This window comes from Micromonospora sp. KC213 (assembly GCF_004348325.1).
Classification (GTDB): Bacteria; Actinomycetota; Actinomycetes; order Mycobacteriales; family Micromonosporaceae; genus Micromonospora.
In genome coordinates this window covers 1-21852 of sequence record NZ_SMKF01000061.1, presented here as the reverse complement: position 1 = coordinate 21852, position 21852 = coordinate 1, and the positions used below count along the sequence as shown (strand labels likewise).

General features: G+C 73.4%; 21 protein-coding genes. 15 read left to right on the top strand and 6 right to left on the bottom strand.

Translation table 11 applies throughout. The features are described 5' to 3' along the window. The first annotated feature begins 89 nt into the window (after positions 1 to 89). The 9 genes from pcaF (at position 90) to E1166_RS14790 (ending at position 11179) form a co-directional block, all read left to right on the top strand. Complete coding sequence (pcaF, locus tag E1166_RS14830) at positions 90 to 1295, top strand: 3-oxoadipyl-CoA thiolase (protein WP_132339341.1); 1206 nt, start codon at positions 90 to 92, stop codon at positions 1293 to 1295. A 240-nt stretch (positions 1296 to 1535) separates the two neighbouring features. Then, the gene (locus tag E1166_RS14825; RefSeq protein ID WP_132339339.1) at positions 1536 to 2351 is read left to right on the top strand and encodes an SAM-dependent methyltransferase; all 816 of its coding nucleotides are present in this window, start codon (positions 1536 to 1538) and stop codon (positions 2349 to 2351) included. Between the two features lie 6 nt (positions 2352 to 2357). Then, the gene (locus E1166_RS14820; protein WP_132339337.1) at positions 2358 to 4520 is read left to right on the top strand and encodes a bifunctional diguanylate cyclase/phosphodiesterase; all 2163 of its coding nucleotides are present in this window, start codon (positions 2358 to 2360) and stop codon (positions 4518 to 4520) included. 81 nt (positions 4521 to 4601) lie between these two features. Further along, positions 4602 to 5102, top strand: coding sequence for a DUF456 domain-containing protein (locus E1166_RS14815; RefSeq protein WP_132263434.1), 501 nt, complete (start codon positions 4602 to 4604; stop codon positions 5100 to 5102). Positions 5103 to 5450: 348 nt separating this feature from the next. Further along, entirely contained in the window at positions 5451 to 7004 is a 1554-nt protein-coding gene (locus E1166_RS14810) for an amino acid permease (protein ID WP_243710349.1), read from the top strand. A 76-nt stretch (positions 7005 to 7080) separates the two neighbouring features. Next, a complete protein-coding gene (locus E1166_RS14805) occupies positions 7081 to 8445 on the top strand; it encodes a glutamine synthetase family protein (RefSeq protein ID WP_132339333.1) in 1365 nt (454 codons plus the stop codon). Continuing rightward, entirely contained in the window at positions 8426 to 9793 is a 1368-nt protein-coding gene (locus E1166_RS14800; protein WP_132339331.1) for an aldehyde dehydrogenase family protein, read from the top strand. The genes E1166_RS14805 and E1166_RS14800 overlap by 20 nt, the downstream gene beginning before the upstream one ends. 5 nt (positions 9794 to 9798) lie before the next feature. Then, positions 9799 to 10566, top strand: a complete 768-nt coding sequence (locus E1166_RS14795; RefSeq protein WP_132339329.1) for a 3-oxoacyl-ACP reductase — start codon at positions 9799 to 9801, stop codon at positions 10564 to 10566. A 61-nt stretch (positions 10567 to 10627) separates the two neighbouring features. Continuing rightward, on the top strand, positions 10628 to 11179 hold the full coding sequence (locus E1166_RS14790) for a pyridoxamine 5'-phosphate oxidase family protein (RefSeq protein WP_132339327.1): 552 nt from the start codon (positions 10628 to 10630) through the stop codon (positions 11177 to 11179). Positions 11180 to 11284: 105 nt separating this feature from the next. Here the strand turns inward: E1166_RS14790 and E1166_RS14785 are convergent, their stop codons facing one another. Further along, positions 11285 to 11599 carry an STAS domain-containing protein gene (locus E1166_RS14785; protein ID WP_132339325.1) on the bottom strand — a complete coding sequence of 105 codons (315 nt, stop codon included), beginning with the start codon at positions 11597 to 11599 and terminating at the stop codon, positions 11285 to 11287. 97 nt (positions 11600 to 11696) lie between these two features. Between E1166_RS14785 and map the strand changes: the two genes are divergently transcribed. Further along, complete coding sequence (gene map / locus E1166_RS14780; protein ID WP_132339323.1) at positions 11697 to 12554, top strand: type I methionyl aminopeptidase; 858 nt, start codon at positions 11697 to 11699, stop codon at positions 12552 to 12554. After that, complete coding sequence (locus E1166_RS14775) at positions 12551 to 13270, top strand: VIT1/CCC1 transporter family protein (protein ID WP_132263416.1); 720 nt, start codon at positions 12551 to 12553, stop codon at positions 13268 to 13270. The genes map and E1166_RS14775 overlap by 4 nt, the downstream gene beginning before the upstream one ends. Positions 13271 to 13288: 18 nt before the next feature. Here the strand turns inward: E1166_RS14775 and E1166_RS14770 are convergent, their stop codons facing one another. The 5 genes from E1166_RS14770 to E1166_RS14750 form a co-directional block, all read right to left on the bottom strand. Next, positions 13289 to 16036 (bottom strand): FtsX-like permease family protein, encoded by a 2748-nt coding sequence (locus E1166_RS14770; RefSeq protein WP_132339321.1) that lies wholly within the window; start codon positions 16034 to 16036, stop codon positions 13289 to 13291. 80 nt (positions 16037 to 16116) lie between these two features. Beyond that, positions 16117 to 16842: an ABC transporter ATP-binding protein gene (locus E1166_RS14765; RefSeq protein ID WP_207914245.1), complete on the bottom strand. Its 726-nt coding sequence runs from the start codon at positions 16840 to 16842 to the stop codon at positions 16117 to 16119. Between the two features lie 5 nt (positions 16843 to 16847). After that, a complete protein-coding gene (locus tag E1166_RS14760; RefSeq protein ID WP_132339319.1) occupies positions 16848 to 17441 on the bottom strand; it encodes a PadR family transcriptional regulator in 594 nt (197 codons plus the stop codon). 102 nt (positions 17442 to 17543) lie between these two features. Then, a complete protein-coding gene (locus tag E1166_RS14755) occupies positions 17544 to 17993 on the bottom strand; it encodes a ferritin-like domain-containing protein (protein WP_243710348.1) in 450 nt (149 codons plus the stop codon). Beyond that, the gene (locus E1166_RS14750) at positions 17990 to 18445 is read right to left on the bottom strand and encodes a hypothetical protein (protein ID WP_207914244.1); all 456 of its coding nucleotides are present in this window, start codon (positions 18443 to 18445) and stop codon (positions 17990 to 17992) included. Before E1166_RS14750 ends, E1166_RS14755 begins: the two co-directional genes overlap by 4 nt. A 261-nt stretch (positions 18446 to 18706) precedes the next feature. On the opposite strand from E1166_RS14750, the gene rimP reads away from it, so the two are divergent. From rimP to E1166_RS14730, 4 genes are all read left to right on the top strand, one after another. Continuing rightward, a complete protein-coding gene (gene rimP / locus E1166_RS14745) occupies positions 18707 to 19402 on the top strand; it encodes a ribosome maturation factor RimP (RefSeq protein ID WP_132339317.1) in 696 nt (231 codons plus the stop codon). Then, on the top strand, positions 19399 to 20442 hold the full coding sequence (gene nusA, locus E1166_RS14740) for a transcription termination factor NusA (RefSeq protein WP_132263405.1): 1044 nt from the start codon (positions 19399 to 19401) through the stop codon (positions 20440 to 20442). Before rimP ends, nusA begins: the two co-directional genes overlap by 4 nt. A gap of 16 nt (positions 20443 to 20458) precedes the next feature. Next, positions 20459 to 20791, top strand: coding sequence for a YlxR family protein (locus E1166_RS14735; RefSeq protein ID WP_132339315.1), 333 nt, complete (start codon positions 20459 to 20461; stop codon positions 20789 to 20791). 93 nt (positions 20792 to 20884) lie between these two features. Further along, on the top strand, positions 20885 to 21852 hold a 968-nt coding region (locus E1166_RS14730; protein WP_207914242.1), incomplete at its 3' end, for a translation initiation factor IF-2 N-terminal domain-containing protein.

Sequence of the window (21852 nt, the reverse complement as noted above, 5' to 3'; positions counted from 1 at the left end):
CCTGCCTGGCTATCCTGACCACCGGGTGTCCCCGTGACCCGGGCGGCGCCGCTACCTGAGCCCCTTCCCACCCCGAAGGACGCAGCAGCATGACCGTGGCATATCTCGTGGCCGGAGTGCGCACCCCGATCGGCCGGTACGCCGGTGCCCTCGCCGGGGTGCGCCCCGACGACCTCGCCGCGCACGTCATCCGGGAGCTGGTCGCCCGCCACCCGTCGGTGGACTGGGCCCGCGTCGACGACGTGATCCTGGGCTGCGCCAACCAGGCCGGCGAGGACAACCGCAACGTGGCCCGGATGGCGGCGCTGCTGGCCGGGCTGCCCGAGGAGGTCCCCGGCAGCACGGTCAACCGGCTCTGCGGCTCCGGCCTGGACGCCCTGGCCACCGCTGCCCGCGCGATCGTCGCCGGTGAGGCGGAACTGATGGTGGCCGGCGGGGTGGAGAGCATGAGCCGGGCGCCGTTCGTGCTGCCCAAGGCGACGTCCGCCTTCTCCCGCAGCGCCGAGGTGTACGACACCACGATCGGCTGGCGACTGGTCAACCCGCTGATGGAGCAGGGGTGGGGCATCGACTCGATGCCGGAGACGGCCGAGAACGTGGCCGCCGAGTTCGGTGTCGACCGGGTCGCCCAGGACGAGTTCGCGCTCCGCTCCCAGCAGCGGGCCGCCGAGGCCCGGGCCGACGGCCGCCTCGCCGAGGAGATCGTGCCGGTGACCGTGCCGATCGGCCGCCGGGAGACGAAGCTGGTCGAGGTCGACGAGCACCCCCGGGGAACCTCGCTGGAGAAGCTCGCCGCGCTGCCCACCCCGTTCCGGGCGGGCGGCACGGTCACCGCCGGCAACTCCTCCGGGGTCAACGACGGCGCGGTCGCCCTGCTGGTGGCCTCCGCGGCGGCGGTCGCCCGGTACGACCTCACCCCGCTGGCCCGGATCAGCGGTGCGGCGGCGGCCGGCGTACCGCCCCGGATCATGGGCATCGGTCCGGTGCCGGCCACCCGCCGGCTGCTCGACCGGCTCGGCGTCGGCCTGACCGACATCGACGTGCTGGAGCTCAACGAGGCGTTCGCCGCGCAGGCGGTCGCGGTCCTGCGCGAGCTGGGTCTGCCGGAGGACGCCGAGCACGTCAACCCCAACGGCGGGGCGATCGCGCTGGGCCACCCGCTGGGGGCCAGCGGCGCCCGGCTGGCGCTCACCGCCGCGCTGGAGTTGCGCCGCCGGGGCGGTCGGCGGGCGCTGGCCACCATGTGCGTCGGCGTCGGGCAGGGCATCTCTCTGCTGCTGGAGGCCGTCAACTGACCCGGAGCACGCTCCGGGTCCACCCCGAATCGTCACCGCCGGTGACCGGCGCGGTGCCGGGCGTACGGCAGTGCGCGGCCACCCGCCGCAGGCCACAGTGGATCTCCCGTCTCTCGCTGAGCCGGCCTAGAGTGGTCAGCACCACACGATTCGCGGGTCGGCCGGTGTCGCCCCCGCGTGCCCCGCGCGCCCGGCACCGGTTGTCCTCCCGCACCACGGCGACGAACTGGGGCGAGGCAGATGCAGATGCCGGACGGACTTCCCGCCGAGATCGACCTGAGCCGGCCGAGCGCGGCGCGGGTCTACGACTACTTCCTGGGCGGCGCGCACAACTTCGAGATCGACCGCCAACTCGCCGAGCAGATCGCCAGCATGACCCCGAACCTCGCCGCCACCATGCGGGCGGGCCGGGAGTTCCTGCGCCGGGCCGTGCGGGTGCTGCTCGACGCCGGTATCGACCAGTTCCTCGACATCGGCTCCGGCATCCCGACCGTCGGCAACGTGCACGAGGTGGCCCAGGTTGCCAACCCCGAGGCGCGGATCGTCTATGTCGACATCGACCCGGTGGCGGTGGCGCACAGCCACGAACTGCTCGCCGGCAACGATCGGGCCACCGCCATCCGGGCCGACCTGCGAGAGCCGAAGCTGATCCTGGACCTGGCCCGGGCCAGTGGCCTGATCGACTTCGACCGGCCGGTCGGCATCCTCCTGGCCGGAGTGGTCCACTTCGTTGCCGACGCCGACCGGCCAGCCGACGTCCTGGCCACCCTGCGTGCCACCGCCGCACCCGGCAGCTTCCTGGTCATCTCGCACTCCACCCACGAGGACCAGCCGCAGGAGATGCTCGACGCGCAGCGGCTGTCGGCGCGTACCGACACCGAGATCACCCTACGGTCGCGGGCCGAGATCACCGGCTTCTTCGGCGACTGGACGATCCTGGAGCCGGGCGTGGTGCACATGCCGCTGTGGCGGCCGGACTCGCCCGCCGACGTGGATGAGCACCCCGAGCGCTTCGGGGCGTTCGGCGGCGTCGCCCGGTACGACCGCGCCGGCTGAGCCGACATGGCCGCCGATCCGGACACCGGCGGGGGCGACCACAGCCGCACGGGCGCCCGGGAGTACGCCGTCGAGTGGGCCCGGGCGGCGCGGCGGCTCGGTTTCGTGCCCCTGAGCGCGGACGAAACCGAGCGGCTGCTGCTCGGGCACACCGTACGGCTGGCCCGGGCGGTGCTGGCCGACGAGTTCTCCGCCACCCCGGCCGAGGAGGTGGGCCGGGCGCTGGTGGAGGCGCACCTGACCGAGCCCCGGGTGCTGGACTGGACGGTGCGCGCCCTCGGCGACCGGTTCCTGGCCCGGGTGCTGCCCGACTGCGACGCGGCGACGACCGGCGCACGGATCGCGGCCGTGCAGGGCGCGCTCGCGGCCGGGTTCGCTCGCGCCCTGCGTGACCGGACGTTCAGCCAGCAGGAGCGGATCTCGCGCTCCGCCTGGCAGGCCCGCGACGCCGTGGAGCGGGCGCTGCGGGACAGCGAGGCCCGCTTCCGGGCGGTCTTCACCGGGGCGGCCATCGGCATCGGCATCGCCGGCATCGACGGTGCGATCCTCGACGTCAACCAGCCCTTCGCGGAGATGCTCGGCTACTCCATCGAGGAGCTGCGGCAGATCAACGTGGCGGAGCTGTTCCACCCCGACGATGCCGCCGGCATGTGGGAGCTCTACCAGGAGCTGATCGAGGGCAAGCACGACAGCGTCCGGGTGGAGAAGCGCTACTACCGCAAGGACGGCAGCGTGGTCTGGACCGACCTGGCCGTCTCGTTGATCCGCCACGACGACGGCCGGCCCCGGTTCACCGTCGCGATGGTGGAGGACATCACCGAGCGGTACGAACTCCAGCAGCGGCTGCGCTTCCAGGCGCTGCACGATCCGCTGACCGGCCTGCCCAACCGGACGCTCTTCTTCGAGACACTCGGACGGATCTTCGCCGAGGCCGACCAGGAGCAGCGGATCGGCGTCTGCTTCCTCGACCTGGACGGGTTCAAGGCGGTCAACGACAGCCTCGGGCACGACCTGGGGGACCGGCTGCTCGTCACCATCGCCCGCCGGTTGGCCGACTGCGTGGCCGGGCAGGGGCACCTGGTCGCCCGGATGGGCGGCGACGAGTTCGTCATCCTGGTCGACTCCGGTGGGGGGATCGACGACGCGGTCGGCGTTGCCGAACTGGCCCTGGCGGCGGTCTCCGCCCCGGTGCTCATCGGCGAACAGCAGCTCGCCGTCACCGCCAGTATCGGCGTGGTGGAGTGCCCGGCCGGGGAGACCAGCGTCTCCGAGCTGATGAAGGCCGCCGACACCACCCTGTACTGGGCCAAGGCGGAGGGACGTGGCCGGTGGGCGGTGTACGACCCGGAGCGCAGCGCCGCCGACATCGCCCGTTCGGCGCTCGCCGCCGGGCTGCCCGCCGCCCTGGAGCGCGGCGAGTTCGTGCTGCACTACCAGCCGATCGTCTCGCTGCTCGACGGGCGGATGCAGGCGGTGGAGGCGCTGGTCCGTTGGCGCCACCCCGAGCTGGGCATGATCGGCCCGGACCGGTTCATCGGGCTGGCCGAGGAGAGCGGGCTGATCGTCCGCCTCGGTGAGTGGGTGCTCGGCCAGGCATGCCGGGACGCCCGCGCCTGGCACCGCGAGTTCCCCGGCCGGCGACTGGTGATGAGCGTCAACCTGGCCGCCCGGCAGGCCGACGACCCGGCGGTCGTGGACATCGTGGCGGAGATGCTGCGCCGCAGCGGCCTGCCGGCCGAGTTGTTGCAGCTGGAGTTGACCGAGAGTGCCGTGATGGGCACGGCGGGGGAACCGCTGCGCTCGCTGCACCGGCTGGCCGAGCTGGGCGTCCGGTTGGCCATCGACGACTTCGGCACCGGGTACTCGAACCTGGCGTACCTGCGTCGCCTGCCGATCCACTGCCTGAAGTTGGCCGGGCCGTTCGTGGAGGGCATCCGCGTCGACGGCGTGGACGGTCCCACCGACCACCGTGACGAGCGCATCGTCGACGCGCTGGTGCGGCTGGCGCACGCCCTGGAGTTGGGGGTGACCGCCGAGGCGGTGGAGACCCGAGCGCAGGTTGACCGACTGCGGGCGCTGCGTTGCGACACCGGGCAGGGCATCTGGTTCAGCCCGCCGGTGCCCGCGGCCCAGATCACCGAGCGGCTGCGCGGCGAGGCGGCGACCTGACCGGGGTACGGTTCGCCGGGAGCAGACGACGGCCGGTGTACCTCGGCTGCGCCCCGGTCTGCGACGACGCGGAGGTGGCCGATGGAGCTGACGGACTCGCAGTCCGTGGTGTCGGTGGTGGCGGCGCTGGCCATTCTGGCCGGCCTGGCCGGCGTGGTGCTGCCCGGCCTGCCGGCGTTGCCGCTGTGCTGGGGTGGGGTGCTGGTCTGGGCACTCTTCGGTGGTGCCGGGCCGGGCCGCTGGGCGGTGCTCGCCGCGGCGACCGTGGTCGCCGCGGGCGGCACGGTGGTGAAGTACGCCTGGCCGGGACGTCAGCTCACCCGCAGCGGGGTGCCGACGTCGTCGCTGCTCGCCGGCGGGCTGCTGGGGCTGGTCGGGTTCTTCGTCATCCCGGTGGTCGGCCTGGTGCTGGGCTTCGTCGGCGGGGTGTGGGGGGCCGAACGGCTGCGGCTGGGCAGCAACCGGCTCGCCTGGCCGGCGACCGTGCAGGCGGTCAAGGCGGCCGGGCTCTCCATGCTGGTGGAGTTCCTGGCCGGGCTGGTCGTCGCCGCGCTCTGGGTGGCCGGCCTGCTGCTCACCTGACACGGCGGGGCCGGCACGTCGGAGGAGGAGGCGGCGGCGAGGGGCGTCCGTCGGGCACGGCAGATCGCCGTACGTGAGAGAGAGGTGGACGCCCCGCGCCGCCGCACGGACCGGACGTTGCCGAGCGCCCGGTCTTCGGTCCCGTCGCGATCGGGCCTGGTAACAGGCTCAAGAATGCCCCGACCGGGCCCACGCGGCAACGCGATTAGCCGTGCCGGCCGTGAGATCCTCGGGGCTGAGTATTGACCGCCTTGATCGACGGGATCACACTTCACCCACTCGTACCGGGAAACCACATCGAGGAGGTGCGCAGTGGCCACGACGCCCGCGCCGGCCAGTGAGCAACCGATGGATGACGACGCCCGACGACTCGCCGAACTCGGCTACCAGCAGGAGCTGCACCGGAAGTGGAGCGGCTTCTCCAACTTCGCCATCTCGTTCTCGATCATCTCGATCCTGGCCGGGTGCTTCACCACGTTCGGCCAGGCGTGGAACAACGGCGGCCCGGTCGCCATCTCCTGGGGCTGGCCGCTGGTCTCGCTGTTCATCCTGATCATCGGTTTCTGCCTGGCCGAGCTGGTGTCGGCGTACCCGACGGCCGGCGGCATCTACTGGTGGGCGGCGAAGATGGGTCGTCCGGTGCACGGCTGGTTCACCGGCTGGCTCAACCTGATCGGCCTGATCGCGGTCACCGCCTCGGTGGACTACGGCTGCGCGACCTTCCTCAACCTCACGTTGTCGGCGCTCTTCGACGGCTGGGAGGGCACGCTGCGGCAGGCATTCGGACTGTTCGTGATCATCCTGGTGCTGCACGGGCTGATCAACATCTTCGGGCACCGGGTCATCGACGTGCTGCAGAACGTCTCGGTCTGGTGGCACGTGGCCGGCGCGGCCGCCGTGGTGGCCATCCTGCTGCTGGTCCCGGACGACCACCAGAGCTTCCGGTTCGTCTTCACCGAGCGGTTCAACAACTCGGGCTTCGGCGACGGCGACACCGGCGGGCTGACGTTCTGGTTCTACGTGCTGCCGCTGGGTTTCCTGCTCACCCAGTACACGATCACCGGCTTCGACGCCTGCGCGCACGTCTCCGAGGAGACCCGGGGCGCGTCGAAAGCCGCCGCCCAGGGCCTCTGGCGGTCGATCTTCTATTCCGCGATCGGCGGCTGGATCCTGCTGCTGGCCTTCCTCTTCGCCGCCACCGACGTGGACGCGGTCAACTCCGCCGGCGGCTTCTCCGGGGCGATCTTCGAGACCGCGCTGACCCCGTTCTTCTTCAAGACCGTCATCATCATCTCCACCATCGGCCAGTTCTTCTGCGGGATGAGCTGCGTGACGTCGATGTCGCGGATGGCGTACGCGTTCAGCCGGGACCGGGCCGTGCCGGGCTGGCGGCTCTGGTCGAGGGTCGACCGCAACGGCACCCCGGTCAACGCGATCATCGGCGCCACCGTGGCGGGCCTGGTGCTCACCCTGCCCGCCCTCTACGCGAGCCCGGACGGCATCCCGGTCGCCTTCTACGCCGTGGTCTCCGTCGCGGTGATCGGGCTCTACCTGTCCTTCATCATCCCGATCGCGCTGCGGCTGCGGATGGGGGACCGGTTCCAGCCCGGGCCGTGGACCCTGGGCCGGAGGTACAAGCTGCTCGGCTGGATCGCGGTCATCGAGATCGCCGTCATCTCGGTCTACTTCCTGCTGCCCATCGTGCCCGCCGGGGTGCCCGGCAACGCCGACTTCAGCTGGTCGGCGGTGAACTACGCGCCGATCGCCGTCGGCGGGGTGCTGCTCGGCGTCGGCGTCTGGTGGTACGCCTCGGCGCGGAAGTGGTTCACCGGTCCGCGCCGTACCGTCGAACTGCCGGCGCAACGCACCGTGGACGGCACGCCGGCCGACAAGCCGGCCTGACCACGAAGGCGACGTCGGGCCCGACCATTGACGATGATCGCGTCAGCGAGTAGACCTTGGTGATGGAGGCGAGCCGATGAGGAAAGCTCCGCTCACGCTGGAACAGCTCCGGGTCGCCGTCGCCGAGGGCGAGATCGACACCGTGGTGCTCGCCCTGGTCGACATGCAGGGCCGGTTGCAGGGCAAACGGTTCCACGCCCCGTACTTCCTCGACCAGGTGGTCGCGCACGGCAGCGAGGGCTGCAACTACCTGCTCGCCGTGGACGTCGACATGAACACCGTCGACGGGTACGCGATGTCGAGCTGGGAGCGCGGCTACGGCGACTTCGCGATGCGCCCCGACCTGGCCACCCTGCGCCGGGTGCCCTGGCAGCCGGGGACGACCCTGCTCCTGGCCGACCTGGAGTGGCTGGACGGCTCCGGCCCGGTGGCCGCCTCGCCCCGGCAGATCCTGCGCCGGCAGCTCGACCGGCTGGCCGCCCACGGGCTGACCGCGTACGCCGGCACCGAGCTGGAGTTCGTCCTCTACCGCGACTCGTACGAGGACGCCTGGCGGCGCGGCTACCGCGATCTCACCCCGGCCAACCAGTACAACGTGGACTACTCGCTGCTCGGCACCGCGCGGGTGGAGCCGCTGCTGCGCCGCATCCGAACCGAGATGGCCGGTGCGGGGCTCACGCCGGAGAGCGCCAAGGGCGAGTGCAACCTCGGCCAGCACGAGATCGCGTTCCGCTACGACACGGCGCTGACCTGTGCCGACCACCACGTCATCTACAAGAACGGGGCCAAGGAGATCGCCGCCCAGGAGGGCATGTCGATCACCTTCATGGCCAAGCCGAACGAGCGGGAGGGCAACTCCTGCCACATCCACTTCTCGCTGCGCGACACCTCCGGCGCCTCGGCGATGCTGGGCGACGGCCCCGCCCGGCTGAGCGTCACCGGGCAGCGGGTGCTGGCCGGGATGCTCGCGACCATGCGGGAGCTGAGCCTCTTCTTCGCCCCGAACGTCAACTCCTACAAGCGTTACCAGCCCGGCTCGTTCGCCCCGACGGCGCTGCGCTGGGGGGTCGACAACCGCACCTGCGCGCTGCGGGTGGTCGGGCACGGGCAGGGCATGCGGGTGGAGAACCGGGTGCCCGGCGCGGACGTCAACCCCTACCTGGCCATCGCCGCGCTGGTTGCCGCGGCGGTGCACGGCGTCGAGCGCGAGCTGGAGCTGGGCGAGGAGTGCACCGGCAACGCGTACGACGACGCGGCGGCGCAGCGGGTGCCGGGCACGCTGCGCGACGCGCTCACCGGATGGGAGAACTCGGCGGTCGCCCGGGACGCGTTCGGCGACGAGGTGGTCGCGCACTACGCCAACCAGGCCCGCGTCGAGCTCGCCGCCTTCGACGCCGCCGTGACCGACTGGGAGCTGCGCCGTGGCTTCGAACGTCTCTGAAGTGATCAACCCGGCCACCGGCCGGCCGGTGGCGCAGGTGCCGGCGACGACCCGGGAGCAGGTCGACGCGGCGATCGGGCGGGCGGCTGCCGCGTACGAGTCGTGGCGGGCGGTCGCGCCGGGAGACCGGGCGCGGCTGCTGCGGCGCTTCGCCGCGGTGGTCGACGCGCACCAGGAGGAACTGGCGCAACTCGAGGTGCGCAACGCCGGGCACACCATCGGCAACGCCCGCTGGGAGGCGGGCAACGTGCGCGACGTGCTCGACTACTACGCCGGAGCGCCGGAGCGGCTGACCGGGCGGCAGATCCCGGTGCCCGGCGGCTGGGACGTCACCTTCCACGAGCCGCTCGGCGTGGTCGGGGTGATCGTGCCGTGGAACTTCCCGATGCCGATCGCCGGCTGGGGCTTCGCGCCGGCGCTCGCCGCCGGGAACACCGTGGTCCTCAAGCCCGCCGAGCTGACCCCGCTGACCGCGCTGCGCCTGGCCGAGCTGGCGCGCGAGGCGGGCCTGCCGGAGAACGTGTTCACCGTGCTGCCCGGCTCCGGGAGCGTGGTGGGGGAGAGGTTCGTCACCCACCCGGCCGTACGCAAGATCTGCTTCACCGGTTCCACCGAGGTCGGTACCCGGATCATGGCGGGCTGCGCCGCCCAGGTGAAGCGGGTCACCCTGGAGTTGGGCGGCAAGAGCGCGAACCTGGTCTTCGCCGACGCCGACCTGGAGCGGGCGGCGGCCTCCGCGCCGGCCGCGGTCTTCGACAACGCCGGCCAGGACTGCTGCGCCCGCTCCCGGATCCTGGTCCAGCGCCCGGTGTACGACCGCTTCCTGGAACTGCTCGAACCGGCCGTACGCGACTTCCGGGTCGGCGACCCGGCCGCGGAGACCACCGAGATGGGGCCGCTGATCTCCGCCGCCCACCGGGACCGGGTCGCCGGGTACGTCGACGGGACGAAGGTGGCCTTCACCGGCTCCCGCCCCGACGGCCCGGGCTTCTGGTACGCCCCGACCGTGCTGCTCGCCGGGTCACCGGCCGACCGGCACTGGCGGGAGGAGATCTTCGGGCCGGTGGTGTCGGTGCTGCCGTTCGACGACGAGGCCGACGCGGTCCGGCTGGCCAACGACACCGAGTACGGCCTCTCCGGTTCGATCTGGACCCGGGACGTGGGCCGGGCGCTGCGGATGGCCCGGGCGGTCCAGACGGGCAACCTCAGCGTCAACTCGCACTCCTCGGTGCGTTACTGGACGCCGTTCGGCGGGATGAAACGCTCCGGGCTCGGTCGCGAGCTGGGCCCGGACGCCCTGCACGCCTTCACCGACGTGAAGAACGTCTTCATCAGCACCGAGGAGTGAACACGATGCAGGGTCGACTGACGGACCGGGTCGCGGTGGTGACCGGGGCGGGCAGCGGGATCGGGCTGGCGACCGTACGCCGCTTCGCCGCCGAGGGGGCACGGGTGGTCTGCGTCGATGTCGACGCCGAGGCCGGTGAGCGGGCCGCCGAGGAGGTCGCCGGCGAGTTCGTCGCCTGTGACGTGGCCGACGAGACGGCGGTGCGGGAACTGTTCGACGGGGTGGCCGCGCGGCACGGCCGGATCGACGTGGCCTTCAACAACGCCGGCATCTCCCCGCCGGAGGACGACTCGATCCTGGAGACCGGCCTGGACGCCTGGGAGCGGGTGCTGCGGGTCAACACCACCAGCGTCTACCTCTGCTGCAAGTACGTCATTCCGCACATGCGCCGGCAGGGTAAGGGTTCGATCATCAACACCGCCTCGTTCGTGGCGTTGATGGGGGCGGCGACCTCGCAGATCGCGTACACGGCGAGCAAGGGCGGGGTGTTGGCGATGACCCGGGAGTTGGGCGTGCAGTTCGCCCGGGAGGGCATCCGGGTCAACGCGCTGTGTCCGGGCCCGGTGGCCACCCCGCTGCTGCGGGAGTTGTTCGCGGCCGATCCGGAACGCGCCGCCCGCCGGCTGGTGCACGTGCCGATGGGCCGGTTCGGCGATCCGGCGGAGATCGCCGCCGCGGTGGCCTTCCTGGCCAGCGACGACGCCTCGTTCATGACGGCCGCGCAGTTCGTGGTGGACGGGGGCATCACCGGCGCGTACGTGACGCCGCTGTGAGTCGTCCCGCCTGGTGGTAAAGGGTGTCCCAGCCGGCCTGTGCCGGTGCGAGGATGCCGACATGGGGAAGGTCCACCCGGAGATCGACGACCGGCTACGCGGCTTCATCGAGGAACAGGTGGTCTTCTTCGTCGCCACCGCACCCTCGGGGCCGGGTGGGCACGTGAACGTCTCGCCCAAGGGCATGCGCGGCACCTTCGTCGTCCTCGGTCCGCACCGGGTGGCCTGGCTGGACTGGCACGGCAGCGGCGCGGAGACCCTCGCCCACCTGCGGGACAACGGCCGGATCACGGTGATGTTCTGCGCCTTCACCGGCCCGCCGAAGATCGTCCGCCTGTACGGCCGGGGCGAGGTAACCCCGCGCACCGACCCACGCTTCGCCGCGCGGCTGGCCGATTTCCCCGACCCGCCGGACCCGCACGCCGTCCGGTCGGTGGTCACCGTGGACGTCGAGCGGGTCAGCGACTCCTGCGGCTACGGCGTCCCGCTGCTGGACTACCGGGGTGACCGTGACCTGCTGGTGCAGTGGGGCACCCGCAGGACGGAGGACGACCTGGCCGACTACCGGGCCAGGAAGAACAGCGCCAGCATCGACGGCCTGCCCGTCTTCTGACCGCCCGTCCTCCCACCGGCGTCATCGGTCGGACGGCCGGCGGTGACGCCCCGCCGGCGGCTGCGGGACTGAGCCCGACCGCCACCCGCCCGACGGGTGCGGTGGTCAGTCCCGACGCAGCCAGGGCTGCCCGGCCAGGCCGGAGATCTCCAGCACCCGGGTCACCTGGCGCGACGGCAGCACGGCGAGCCGTTCCGGCAGGCGGTCGGCGAGCCGGACCACCGCGTGGATGGCGGCCGAGTCGAAGAACGTCACCCGGCGCAGGTCGAGGGTGACCCGCTCGGCCGGCTCCCGGAGCACGGTCTGCAGCATCGTGTCGGCGGTCGCCATGTCGACCTCACCGGTCACCACCACGCGCAGGTGCGCACCGTCGAGCTCCGCGCTCGCGGAGAAGACGGGAGGTGCGCCCCGTTGATCCACGCCAGCCACAATGGCACAGCGTCGTTGCCGCGGCAACAAGCCGGGCGTACGGGTGCGTGGCGGGGATCACCCCGGCCCCGGCGATAGGCTTGTGGTCATGACCGTCCGTGCGCCGCTGACCCCCGGCACGCTCTCCCCGCGGCGAGCGGTGCCCGCCCACATCGTCCGACCGGAGTACGTGGGGAAGCCGCACCCCCGCCAGTGGCGCGGCTCGCACGTGCAGACCCCGGAGACCATCGAGAAGATGCGGATCGCCGGTCGGCTCGCCGCCCAGGCGACCCAGCTGGCCGGCGAGCACTGCAAGCCCGGGGTGACCACCGACGAGATCGACCGGGTGGTGCACGAGTTCCTGGTCGACCATGGGGCGTACCCGTCGACGCTGGGCTACAAGGGCTTCCCGAAGTCCTGCTGCACCAGCCTGAACGAGGTGATCTGCCACGGCATCCCGGACTCCACCGTGCTGCAGGACGGCGACATCATCAACGTCGACGTCACCGCGTACATCGGCGGTGTGCACGGGGACACCGACGCCACGTTCTGCGTGGGCGAGGTGAGCGAGGAGGCCCGGCTGCTGGTCGAGCGGACCCACGAGGCGATGATGCGCGGCATCAAGGCCGTCGCCCCGGGCCGCCAGATCAACGTGATCGGCCGGGTCATCGAGTCGTACGCCCGGCGGTTCGGCTACGGCGTGGTCCGCGACTTCACCGGCCACGGCATCGGCGAGGCGTTCCACAGCGGCCTCTACGTGCCGCACTACGACAGCCCTCGTCCCACGGACGTGATGGAACCCGGGATGACCTTCACCATCGAGCCGATGATCACCCTCGGCACCCACCAGTACGACATGTGGGACGACGGCTGGACGGTGGTCACCAAGGACCGCAGGTGGACGGCGCAGTTCGAGCACACGATCGTCGTGACCGACGACGGCTACGAGATCCTGACCCTGCCGTGACCGCCGAGACTCCTGCCGCGCTGCGCGAGGCGCACCACGCCGACGTCTCCGGTGGCTGGCTGCGGCCGGCCGTGTTCGGCGCGATGGACGGACTGGTCACCAACATCGCCCTGATCGCCGGCGTCGGCGGTGGCGGCGTCTCGCCGCGCAGCATCGTGCTCACCGGCACCGCCGGCCTGGTCGCCGGCGCGATCTCGATGGGGCTGGGCGAGTACACCAGCGTCCGTTCGGCCAACGAGCAGGTCGCCGCCGAGGTGGCCAAGGAACGCCGCGAGCTGGAACGGCACCCCGAGGCGGAGGCCCGGGAGTTGGCCGAGGCGTGGGTCGCCCGGGGCCTGCCGCGGGACCTGGCGACGCAGGTCGCCGACGCGGTCCGCCGCAACCCGGAGGAGGCCCTGCGGGTGCACGTCCGGGAGGAGTTGGGGGTCGACCCCGACGAGCAGCCCAGCCCGTGGGCGGCGGCGGTCTCGTCGCTGCTGTGTTTCTCGGTCGGGGCCCTGGTGCCGCTGGCGACCTACCTGCTCGGTTTCACCAGCCTCTGGTTGGCGCTCGCCGTCGGCGGGGTGGGGCTCTTCGCGGCCGGGGCGGTCGTCGCCCGGTTCACCAACCGGCCCTGGTGGCTCGGCGGCCTGCGCCAGTTGCTGCTCGGCGCGGCGGCGGCCGGCGCCACCTACGCCATCGGCGCCCTGATCGGCGTCCAGGGCGGCGTCGGCTGAGGTGCGGGTCGGCGGGAGTCAGTCCAGCCGGCGTTCCACCGCCAACCGGGAACGGGTGAACAGGCCCGCGCCGGCCATGGCCACCAACGGCACCACCACCAGCACGCCCAGGGTCACCCAGGGCACCATGATCGGGTACGGCGTCTGCACCGGCCACGCGCCGGTGAACTGCCGGTTGACCGAGGTCAGGATGACCGCCGCGGACCCGAGACCGGCCCCGATGCCCAGCACCGAGCCGAGCCCGGCGATCACCCCGGCCTGGCACACCGAGAGCACCCGGCGTACCCCCGGGCTCGCCCCGACGGCGGCCAGGGTGGACAGGTCCCGCCGTCCCTCGGCGGCGGCGAGCCCGGTGGCCACCCCGGCGGCCCCCACGGTGATCATGCCGGCCGCCACCGCCAGCAGCACCAGCAGCGGCTGCCGGCGCGGCTCGGGTGCCTCCGCCTCGACCATCGCCACCAGGTGCGCCAGTGGACGCAGCTCGGCCACGAGCCGCCGCTGCTGGGCGTCGGTCGGTGCGGTGCCGGTCGCCACCGCGTACCCCTCAGGGACGACAACCAAGCCGAGCCGCCCGGCGAGCGGGGCCGACAACGCCAGATGATCCGTCGGCAGGCCGCCGCGCAGCACGTACCCGGGAACCGCCGCGGTGGTCACCGCCGGCGGCTCGGAGCCGCCGTTGTTGCGGGTCATCGTCACCGTCACCCGGCCCTCGTGCAGGTAGCGCGGGTCGGTCACCACCGCGCCGCCGGCCCGCAGCACGGCGCTCGCCCGGGCCACCTCCTCCGGCGGCGCGTCGGTGAGAGCGGGCAGCGCCGACCCGTCGGTCACCACGACCGGCAGGTGGTAACCCGACGGGTCGTGCGCCGGTGGCCGGCACCGCGCGTCGGCCAGTGCCTGCCGGCGTGCCTCGACCGAGCGGACCATCTCGGGCTCAAACGGGCAGAGCTGGTGGGGTGGCAGCACGGCGACGACGCTGCACCACTCGTCGTCCCGGACAGGTGGGGCGCACACCGGCCGGTCGATCCGGGCGACCGAGTCGGCGGCCAGCACGTGGCGGATCCGCTCGGTGACCGCCGGCAGTGGCGGCAGCTCGTCCTCCCGGGTGGGTAGCAACATCACGTGACCGGGAGGTATCCCGGGCCGCCACTGCGCCCTGGCGCGGGCCTCGTCGCTGGCCACCCAGACGCCGGTGGCGACGCAGCCGGCGACCGCGGCCATGATGGCGGAGACCGCGGGGGCGGTGGAGGAGCGGTTGCGGCTGGCGTCGCGCAGCGCGATCCGGGGAGCCAGCGGCAGCGCCGGGCCGGCGCGCGCCAGCCAGGCGACCAGGGTGGGGGTGGTGAAGACCAGACCCAGCTCGCCCAGCACGATCCCGGTCAGCACCACCAGGGCGCTGCTGTGCTGCGCGCCGAGCGCGGCCGTGCCGGTGCCCACGGCGGTCAGCGCCAGACCGAGCAGCGGCCAGCGTCGCCGGTGCGGCGGCACGGTGCGCCGGCCGGCCAGACCCGCGACGACGTCCTGCCGGGCGGCCGTCCAGGCCGGCACCAGGGCGGCCAGCACCCCCGCCAGCACGGCCACCGCCGCGATCGCCGCCAACGCCGTGGGGAAGACGCGGTACCCGCCGGAGCGGTGCCCGTAGACGTTCTCCTCCAGCAGCGGCTGGGCCGCGAACGCGGCGGCCACGCCGAGCAGCAGACCGGCCGCGGCGCCGGCGCAGCCCAGCACCACCCCGTCGGCGAGCACGATGCGGCGTAGGTGGACCGCGTCACCACCGGCCACCGCGACCAGCGCGAGGTCCCGGCGGCGGCGTCGTACGCCGACCGCGAAGGCCGGCCCCACCAGCAGCACCACCTCCAGCAGGCCGAGGCCGACCACGAGCACCGCGCTGCCGGCCTCCTCGGCGTCGTGCGCCGACAGCGGCAGCCCGTCGTCCGCGCCGATCTCCGTGGTGCCCGGTGCCGGGCCGCGTGTGGTCACCGTGACGCCGCGCGCGTTGAGCCGGCGGACCAGTGCCGCGTCCACCGGGCCCGGCAGGTCCGCCAGCCAGAGGCTCGGCCCGAGCTCGCCGGCCGGCACCCCACCCGGGTGCACCGCGATCACCTCGCGAAGCTCGTCGGGGAACTCGACCACGCCGACAACGGTGTACCAGCGTGAGCCGTCAGCCAGGACGACCTGGTCGCCGAGCGGCACCCCGAGCCCACGCAGTGCCGGCGCGGTGACGGCGATCTCGGTCGCGGCGGCCGGCACCCGCCCGGCGCGCAGCCGGACCGTCGAGCGGGCGAGCGGGTCGGTCAGGTCCAGTATCCGGGCCGAATAGGACTCCAGCTGGTCACCGACCCGCGCCTCGAACTGCGTCCACTCGACGGAGGCGACCCGGCTGCCGGGCGGAAGCAGGGCGAGGACTTCCTCGGCCCGCGCCGGGCGGGTGCGCTCCCGCCGCTCCCCGCCGGCGTCGAATGTCTCATCGCCCCAGAGGTCCTGCACGATTGGGTTGTCGACGGTCCAGCGCAGTTCCGCGTCGGCGTTGCCGATCCGCTGACCGACGCGTTCGGCGTGGGTCAGCTCGGACATGTCGTAGCTGACCGCGGCGAAGGTCAACGCCAGCACCGGCAGGGCGATCATCGCCAGCACCAGCGCGGTGCGGCGGCGGGCCCGACGCGCCTCCCGCCGGGCGATGCGCAGCGCGGCCCGCCAGGAGCCGACCGTCTCGGCGAACCTGCCCCGGGGCCGGAACGCGGTCGGACCCGCAGCGTCGTCGGCGGACATCAGGCGCGTCGCCGGCCCGGCGGCGAGGCCGTCTCCGCGGTCTCCGCCTGTCGCCGGTTGCGCCGGTGAGGGCCCCGGCCTCACCGGCCGCTGCCGGAGAGCAGTTGCTCGACGCTGGGCAGGGGCACGGTCGCGTCGACCATCACCCCGTCCCGGAGGAACACCACCCGGTCGGCCCAGCCGGCGTGCCGCGCCTCGTGGGTGACCAGCACCCCGGCCGCGCCCGCGTCGACCCGGCGGCGCAGCAGATGCAGTACCGCCTCCCCGGTCTGCGAGTCCAGGGCGCCGGTCGGCTCGTCGGCCAGCACCAGCCGGCGTTCGCCGACCAGCGCCCGGGCGATCGCCACCCGCTGCTGCTGGCCGCCGGACATCTGGTCGGGGAAGCGTCCGCCCAGCCCGGTCAGGCCGACCTCCTCCAGCGCGACCATGGCCGCCCGGCGGGCCGCCCGTACCCCCACCCCGTCCAGTTCCAACGGCAGCGCCACGTTCTCGGCGGCGGTGAGGCTGCCCAGCAGATTGAGGTTCTGGAATACGTAACCGATCCGGCGCCGACGCAGCCGGGCCAGCTCCTGCCGGTCGAGCGCGCCCAACGACTCTCCCTCGACCAGCACCTCACCGGCGGTGGGGCGGTCGAGTCCACCGGCGAGCGTGAGCAGGGTCGACTTGCCGGAGCCGGAGGGGCCCATCACGGCGACCAGTTCGCCCGGCACCACGCTCAGACTCACCCCGCGTAACGCGTGCACCGCGGCCTCGCCGCTGCCGTGGGTGCGGTGCACGTCGCGCAGGTCGAGTACGGGTCGACCCACCTCGATCACCGGTGGATCTCCTGGTCGGTGTGTTCGTGCGCGTGCTCGGCACCGGCGCGTGCGACGCCACCGGCCGATGTGGCGGGACGGTGGCGCACCAGGCTCGTCTCGCAGTGGTCCAGCCAGCGGATCTCCGCTTCGGCCTGGAACACCATCGCGTCCAGCACCAGCCGCCACGGCAGGTCCTCCGGCTTGTCGCTGGCGTACTTCAGCCGGGTCAGTTCCTGCAGGGTGCGCATGGTGGCGCTGCGTTGGGTCTGCACCACGGTCCGCACGTCCACCCCGGGTGTGGTCATCGCCAGGGCCAGCTTGATCGACAACTCGTCGCGCGGGCGGTCGGCGCGGCTGATCGGGGTGGCGAACCAGAGCGCCAGGTCGGCCCGCCCGGCGTCGGTGATCTCGTATGGCCGCTGCCCGCCCTCGTGTTCGGGCAGCGGCCGGACCAGTCCGTCGCGTTCGAGCCGGTTGAGGGTGGTGTACACCTGTCCGATGTTCAGCGGCCAGGTCGAGCCGGTCGACTCCTCGAAAGCGGCCCGCAACTGGTAGCCGTACATCTGGCCGCGCTCGAGCAGGGCGAGCAGGCCGTGACGGATGGACATGGCAACGGAGTATGCATACCTCGTATGCGGAGCGCAACCGGAACGGCCTGGCCCGCGACCTGACGGTCGAGGTACGGCGTGCCGGAACGACCCCGGCCGGGCTCAGCGGGGCCGGCCGGGAAAGGCCACGGTGACCGGGGTGACCCGGGCGGCCCGCCGCCAGCGGGTGGCCCGCACCGCGCAGTCGGTCAACGCGTTCAACGCCCGGGTCCGCTCCGCTCCGCTGGTGACCGGCAGTGCCGCCCGCCAGAAGGCGCCCGTCCGCTCCTCGATCTCGACCGCCAGCCGCAACGCGCCGGCCCGGTCGGTCACGGGGAATGGCAGGGCATACCCGGCGCGGTCCGCGGGAAGCTGTCCGCCGTCCCCGCTGAGCTGGAGCACCAGCGCGTCCCGGCGGGCCCGGTGCGCGGCCTCGGCCGAGCGGGCCGCACGCCGCTCGGCGTCGCTGAGTTGTACGCCGATCGGGCCGTAGGCGTAGATCGCCGCGTACTCGGCGCTCAGCGCGTCGGCGAGCGCCTGCCGGGCGTCGGCCGGTGCCAGGCGGCGGCTCACGCCAGCGCCTCCACGTGGGTGGCCCGAGCGGCGGCGACCGACCCGAGCAGCGCGGCCCGCTCGCCGGGTGCCGCCACGCACGCCTTCGCGGCGGACTGCCGGCCCCGCTGCTCGGCCTCGCGCAGCGCGGCGAGCAGTGCGGCCCGGTCACCCGGTGTCGCCGTCGGCGTCGTACCGGTCGGGGTCGCGCCGGAGGGCTCCGGACGCCCGATCAGCCGGCGTATCTCGGTGGCGTGCGCGGCGTGCGCCTCGGCGATCGGGGCGAGCCAGTCGGCCAACGATGGGTCGGCGGCGATGGCCGCCCGATGCCGCGCGGCCAGCTCGCGGGACTCGTCGGCGAGGGACTCCAGCGGGTCGGGCGGGGGTGCGGGTTCGTCGCCGTCGAAAAGATCACAGCCGGCCAGCGGCCCGGTCGAGCCGCCCACCGCCAGGAGCGCGCCCGCCCGCAGCACCGTCCGCCGGGTTCGCCCCGATTCACCGCTGGTCGCGGTTCTTCTGCCCGTCGCCACCGGACAAGTCAACACCATCGACGGGGTCGGGTGGGCGACCGGCGTCGGTGCGCCGCGCGGGCCACCGCCCCGGCGGCGCGTTACGCTCTGCGCAACCACCGGGCGCGACCGCCCCGGTGGCGTCCGGCGTGGCGGCTGTGGCCGCCGTACCAGCAGGGTGTGGCGACCGTGGGGTCGCCGCCGTCACAGCAGAAGGGGCGCCAGATGACGCAGCGTGGTCGGGCTGCCCGGCCGACCGGGCCGGCGGGACGATCCCGTCGTACCGACGGCTCCCGGGGCTCGGATCGCGCCGGCGCACCCCGGGGCGATCTCGCCGCGCGGCGGGCCCGGCTGCGCGAGGTGATCGAGCCGGTGGTCACCCGGGAGGGGTACGACCTGGAGGACCTGTCGGTCTCCCGGGCCGGCCGGCGACACGTGGTGCGGGTGATCGTGGACGCCGACGGTGGGATCAACCTGGACGCCGTCGCGGACGTCTCCCGCGCGGTGTCGGCGGCGCTCGACGCGGCCGAGGAGGCCGGCGGCGACATCGTGGCGGGGGAGTACCAGCTCGAGGTGAGTTCACCGGGCGTGGACCGGCCGCTGACCCTGCCCCGGCACTGGCGACGCAACGTCGGCCGACTGGTCAGGGTGACCGTGCGGGGCGCTGCGCCGGGACGCGACGGGCAGCCGACCGGGGACCGCCAGGTGACCGGCCGGGTGACGGCGGCCGACGACGAGCGCGTGGTGCTGGAGGCCGACTCCGGCCGCAGCGAACACCGGTACGCCGAGCTCGGCCCCGGCCGGGTGCAGGTCGAGTTCAGCCGCCTCGACGAGATCGACGAGGCGGACGAGTTCGACGGTGCCGGCGAGGACATCGACGATGATGACGACGAAGATGATGTGGAGGACGAGGAGAGGTGAACATCGACCTCGCGGCGCTGCGCGCACTCGAGCGCGAGCGGGAGATCCCGTTCGACACGATCCTCGCGGCGATCGAGACCGCGCTGCTGACCGCCTACCGGCACACCGAGGGCGCCGAGCCGCACGCCCGGGTGGAGATCGACCGGAAGACCGGGGCGGCCCTGGTGTACGCCCAGGAGGTGGACGCCGACGGCATGGTGGTGCGGGAGTGGGACGACACCCCGCACGACTTCGGCCGGATCGCGGCGATGACCGCCAAGCAGGTGATCCTCCAACGGTTGCGGGAGGCCACCGACGAGGTGCACTTCGGCGAGTACGTCGGCCGGGACGGTGATCTGGTCACCGGTGTGGTGCAGGCGCACGAGGCCCGCAAGGAAAAGGGCATCGTCAGCGTCGACCTGGGCAAGCTGGAGGGGGTGCTGCCGCAGTCGGAGCAGGTTCCCGGGGAGCGGTACGAGCACGGTGAGCGGATCCGCTGCGTCGTGGTGCACGTGACCAAGGGGATGCGTGGTCCGCAGATCACCCTCTCCCGTACGCACCCGGCGCTGGTCAAGAAGCTCTTCGCGCTGGAGGTACCGGAAATCGCCGACGGCACGGTGGAGATCGGCGCGATCGCCCGTGAGGCGGGTCACCGTACGAAGATCGCGGTGCGGTCCACCGTCCAGGGCGTGAACGCCAAGGGTGCCTGCATCGGCCCGATGGGGCAGCGGGTGCGTGCGGTGATGAGCGAGCTGCACGGTGAGAAGATCGACATCATCGACTGGTCGGACGATCCGGCGACCTTCGTCGGCAACGCGTTGTCGCCGGCCAAGGCGCTGCGGGTCGAGGTGGTGGATCTGGCCACCCGGACGGCGCGGGTGACCGTACCTGATTTCCAGCTCTCGCTCGCGATCGGCCGCGAGGGGCAGAATGCCCGACTTGCGGCGCGACTGACCGGTTGGCGGATCGACATCCGGTCCGACGCGGAGCAGTCGGGCGCCGGTGGCCGCAGCGGAGCTGATCACGTCCCGGAGCCGGGCGGAGCGATCTCGACGAGCTAGGGGTAGACTTCCTCCAGTGGTACGACGCGCGCAGCCGGAGCGCACCTGTGTGGGTTGCCGGCAACGCGCGCCGGCCAGCGAATTGCTGCGGATCGTCGCGGTCGGTGACGGGGCTGATGTCAGCCTCCGCCCCGATCCGGCCCGCAGCCTGCCGGGTCGGGGCGCGAACATGCATCCTGATCCGGCCTGCTTCGCCCAGGCGGTGCGGCGTCGCGCCTTCGGGCGTGCGCTGCGGGCGGCCGGGGTTCCCGACCACGGTGCCGTCGCGGAGTACGTCGACGCGCCAACCACTACGTCCGGTCAACCCGACCGGGCGAAGGTCGCTAGCAAGGTAGGACGACCGACATGAGCACACGATGAAGCGTCAGAAATGACCAGGCTTCAAGTGCAGGAGTGAGGTCGCTGCGGGTGCTGCCCGCACGACCTCGGAGTGAGGAGTGCAGTGGCAGGTAAGGCCCGCGTACACGAGCTTGCTAAGGAGCTCGGGGTCGAAAGCAAGACCGTTCTCGCCAAACTCAAGGAGATGGGCGAGTTCGTGAAGTCCGCGTCCAGCACCGTCGAGGCGCCCGTCGCCCGACGGCTGCGTGGCGCATTCGTCGCGTCCGCCGGAAACCAGGTGCCGTCCGCCCCGTCGGCGGCAGCTGCGGGTCCGACCCCGACCCCGACGCCGTCTCCGGCCCCGAGTGCCCCCCGGGTCTCGGCGAAGCCCGCGCCGCCCCGGCGGCCCGGACCGCCGACTCCCGGGCCGAAGCCCAAGGGTCCGGTTCCCGGCCCGCCGCAGGCGACTCCGGTCGCCAAGCCGGCGAGTGCCCACGACATCGAGGTGGCGGCCGCCGAGGCGCGTGCCGCCGCGCTGAAGGCCGAGCAGGAGGCCGCGGTCAAGGCCGCACAGGCCGCCCGCCAACAGCAACGCGAGAACGTCCGTCGTGAACCACCGACCGAGGGCGGTCCGCGGCCCGGCCCGCGTCCGGGGCCGGGTGCCATGCCGCCCCGTCCGGGTTCCCCGGCCGCCGGTCGTCCCGGCGCGCCGGCCCCGGGTCCGGGCACTCGTCCGGGCGGTCGTCCGCCGGCGCGCGGCGCCGGTAACAACCCGTTCGGTATCCAGGGTGGCCAGCAGCAGCGGCCCCCGGCCGCCGGTGCCGGCGGTCCCCGGCCGAGCCCGTCGGGCATGCCGCCGCGGCCCAGCCCGGCGTCCATGCCGCCGCGGCCGAGCCCGGCCTCGATGCCGAGCCAGCGGCCCACCACGGGTCGCCCCGGTGGCCCCGGCGCGGGTCGTCCCGGTGGCGGCGCCGGTCGCCCCGGCGGCGGCGGCGGCGGTGGCGGTGGCTTCCGTGGCGGTCCCGGTGGCGGTGGCGGTGGCTTCCGCGGCGGTCCCGGTGGGGGTCCCGGTGGCGGTGGCGGTGGCTACCG

Coding starts and splice junctions, on each gene's coding strand:
- pcaF (WP_132339341.1), top strand. CDS start 90: ATGACCGTGGCATATCTCGTGGCCGGAGTGCGCACCCCGATCGGCCGG.
- E1166_RS14825 (WP_132339339.1), top strand. CDS start 1,536: ATGCAGATGCCGGACGGACTTCCCGCCGAGATCGACCTGAGCCGGCCG.
- E1166_RS14820 (WP_132339337.1), top strand. CDS start 2,358: ATGGCCGCCGATCCGGACACCGGCGGGGGCGACCACAGCCGCACGGGC.
- E1166_RS14815 (WP_132263434.1), top strand. CDS start 4,602: ATGGAGCTGACGGACTCGCAGTCCGTGGTGTCGGTGGTGGCGGCGCTG.
- E1166_RS14810 (WP_243710349.1), top strand. CDS start 5,451: ATGGATGACGACGCCCGACGACTCGCCGAACTCGGCTACCAGCAGGAG.
- E1166_RS14805 (WP_132339333.1), top strand. CDS start 7,081: ATGAGGAAAGCTCCGCTCACGCTGGAACAGCTCCGGGTCGCCGTCGCC.
- E1166_RS14795 (WP_132339329.1), top strand. CDS start 9,799: ATGCAGGGTCGACTGACGGACCGGGTCGCGGTGGTGACCGGGGCGGGC.
- E1166_RS14790 (WP_132339327.1), top strand. CDS start 10,628: ATGGGGAAGGTCCACCCGGAGATCGACGACCGGCTACGCGGCTTCATC.
- map (WP_132339323.1), top strand. CDS start 11,697: ATGACCGTCCGTGCGCCGCTGACCCCCGGCACGCTCTCCCCGCGGCGA.
- E1166_RS14770 (WP_132339321.1), bottom strand. CDS start 16,036: ATGTCCGCCGACGACGCTGCGGGTCCGACCGCGTTCCGGCCCCGGGGC.
- E1166_RS14760 (WP_132339319.1), bottom strand. CDS start 17,441: ATGTCCATCCGTCACGGCCTGCTCGCCCTGCTCGAGCGCGGCCAGATG.
- rimP (WP_132339317.1), top strand. CDS start 18,707: ATGACGCAGCGTGGTCGGGCTGCCCGGCCGACCGGGCCGGCGGGACGA.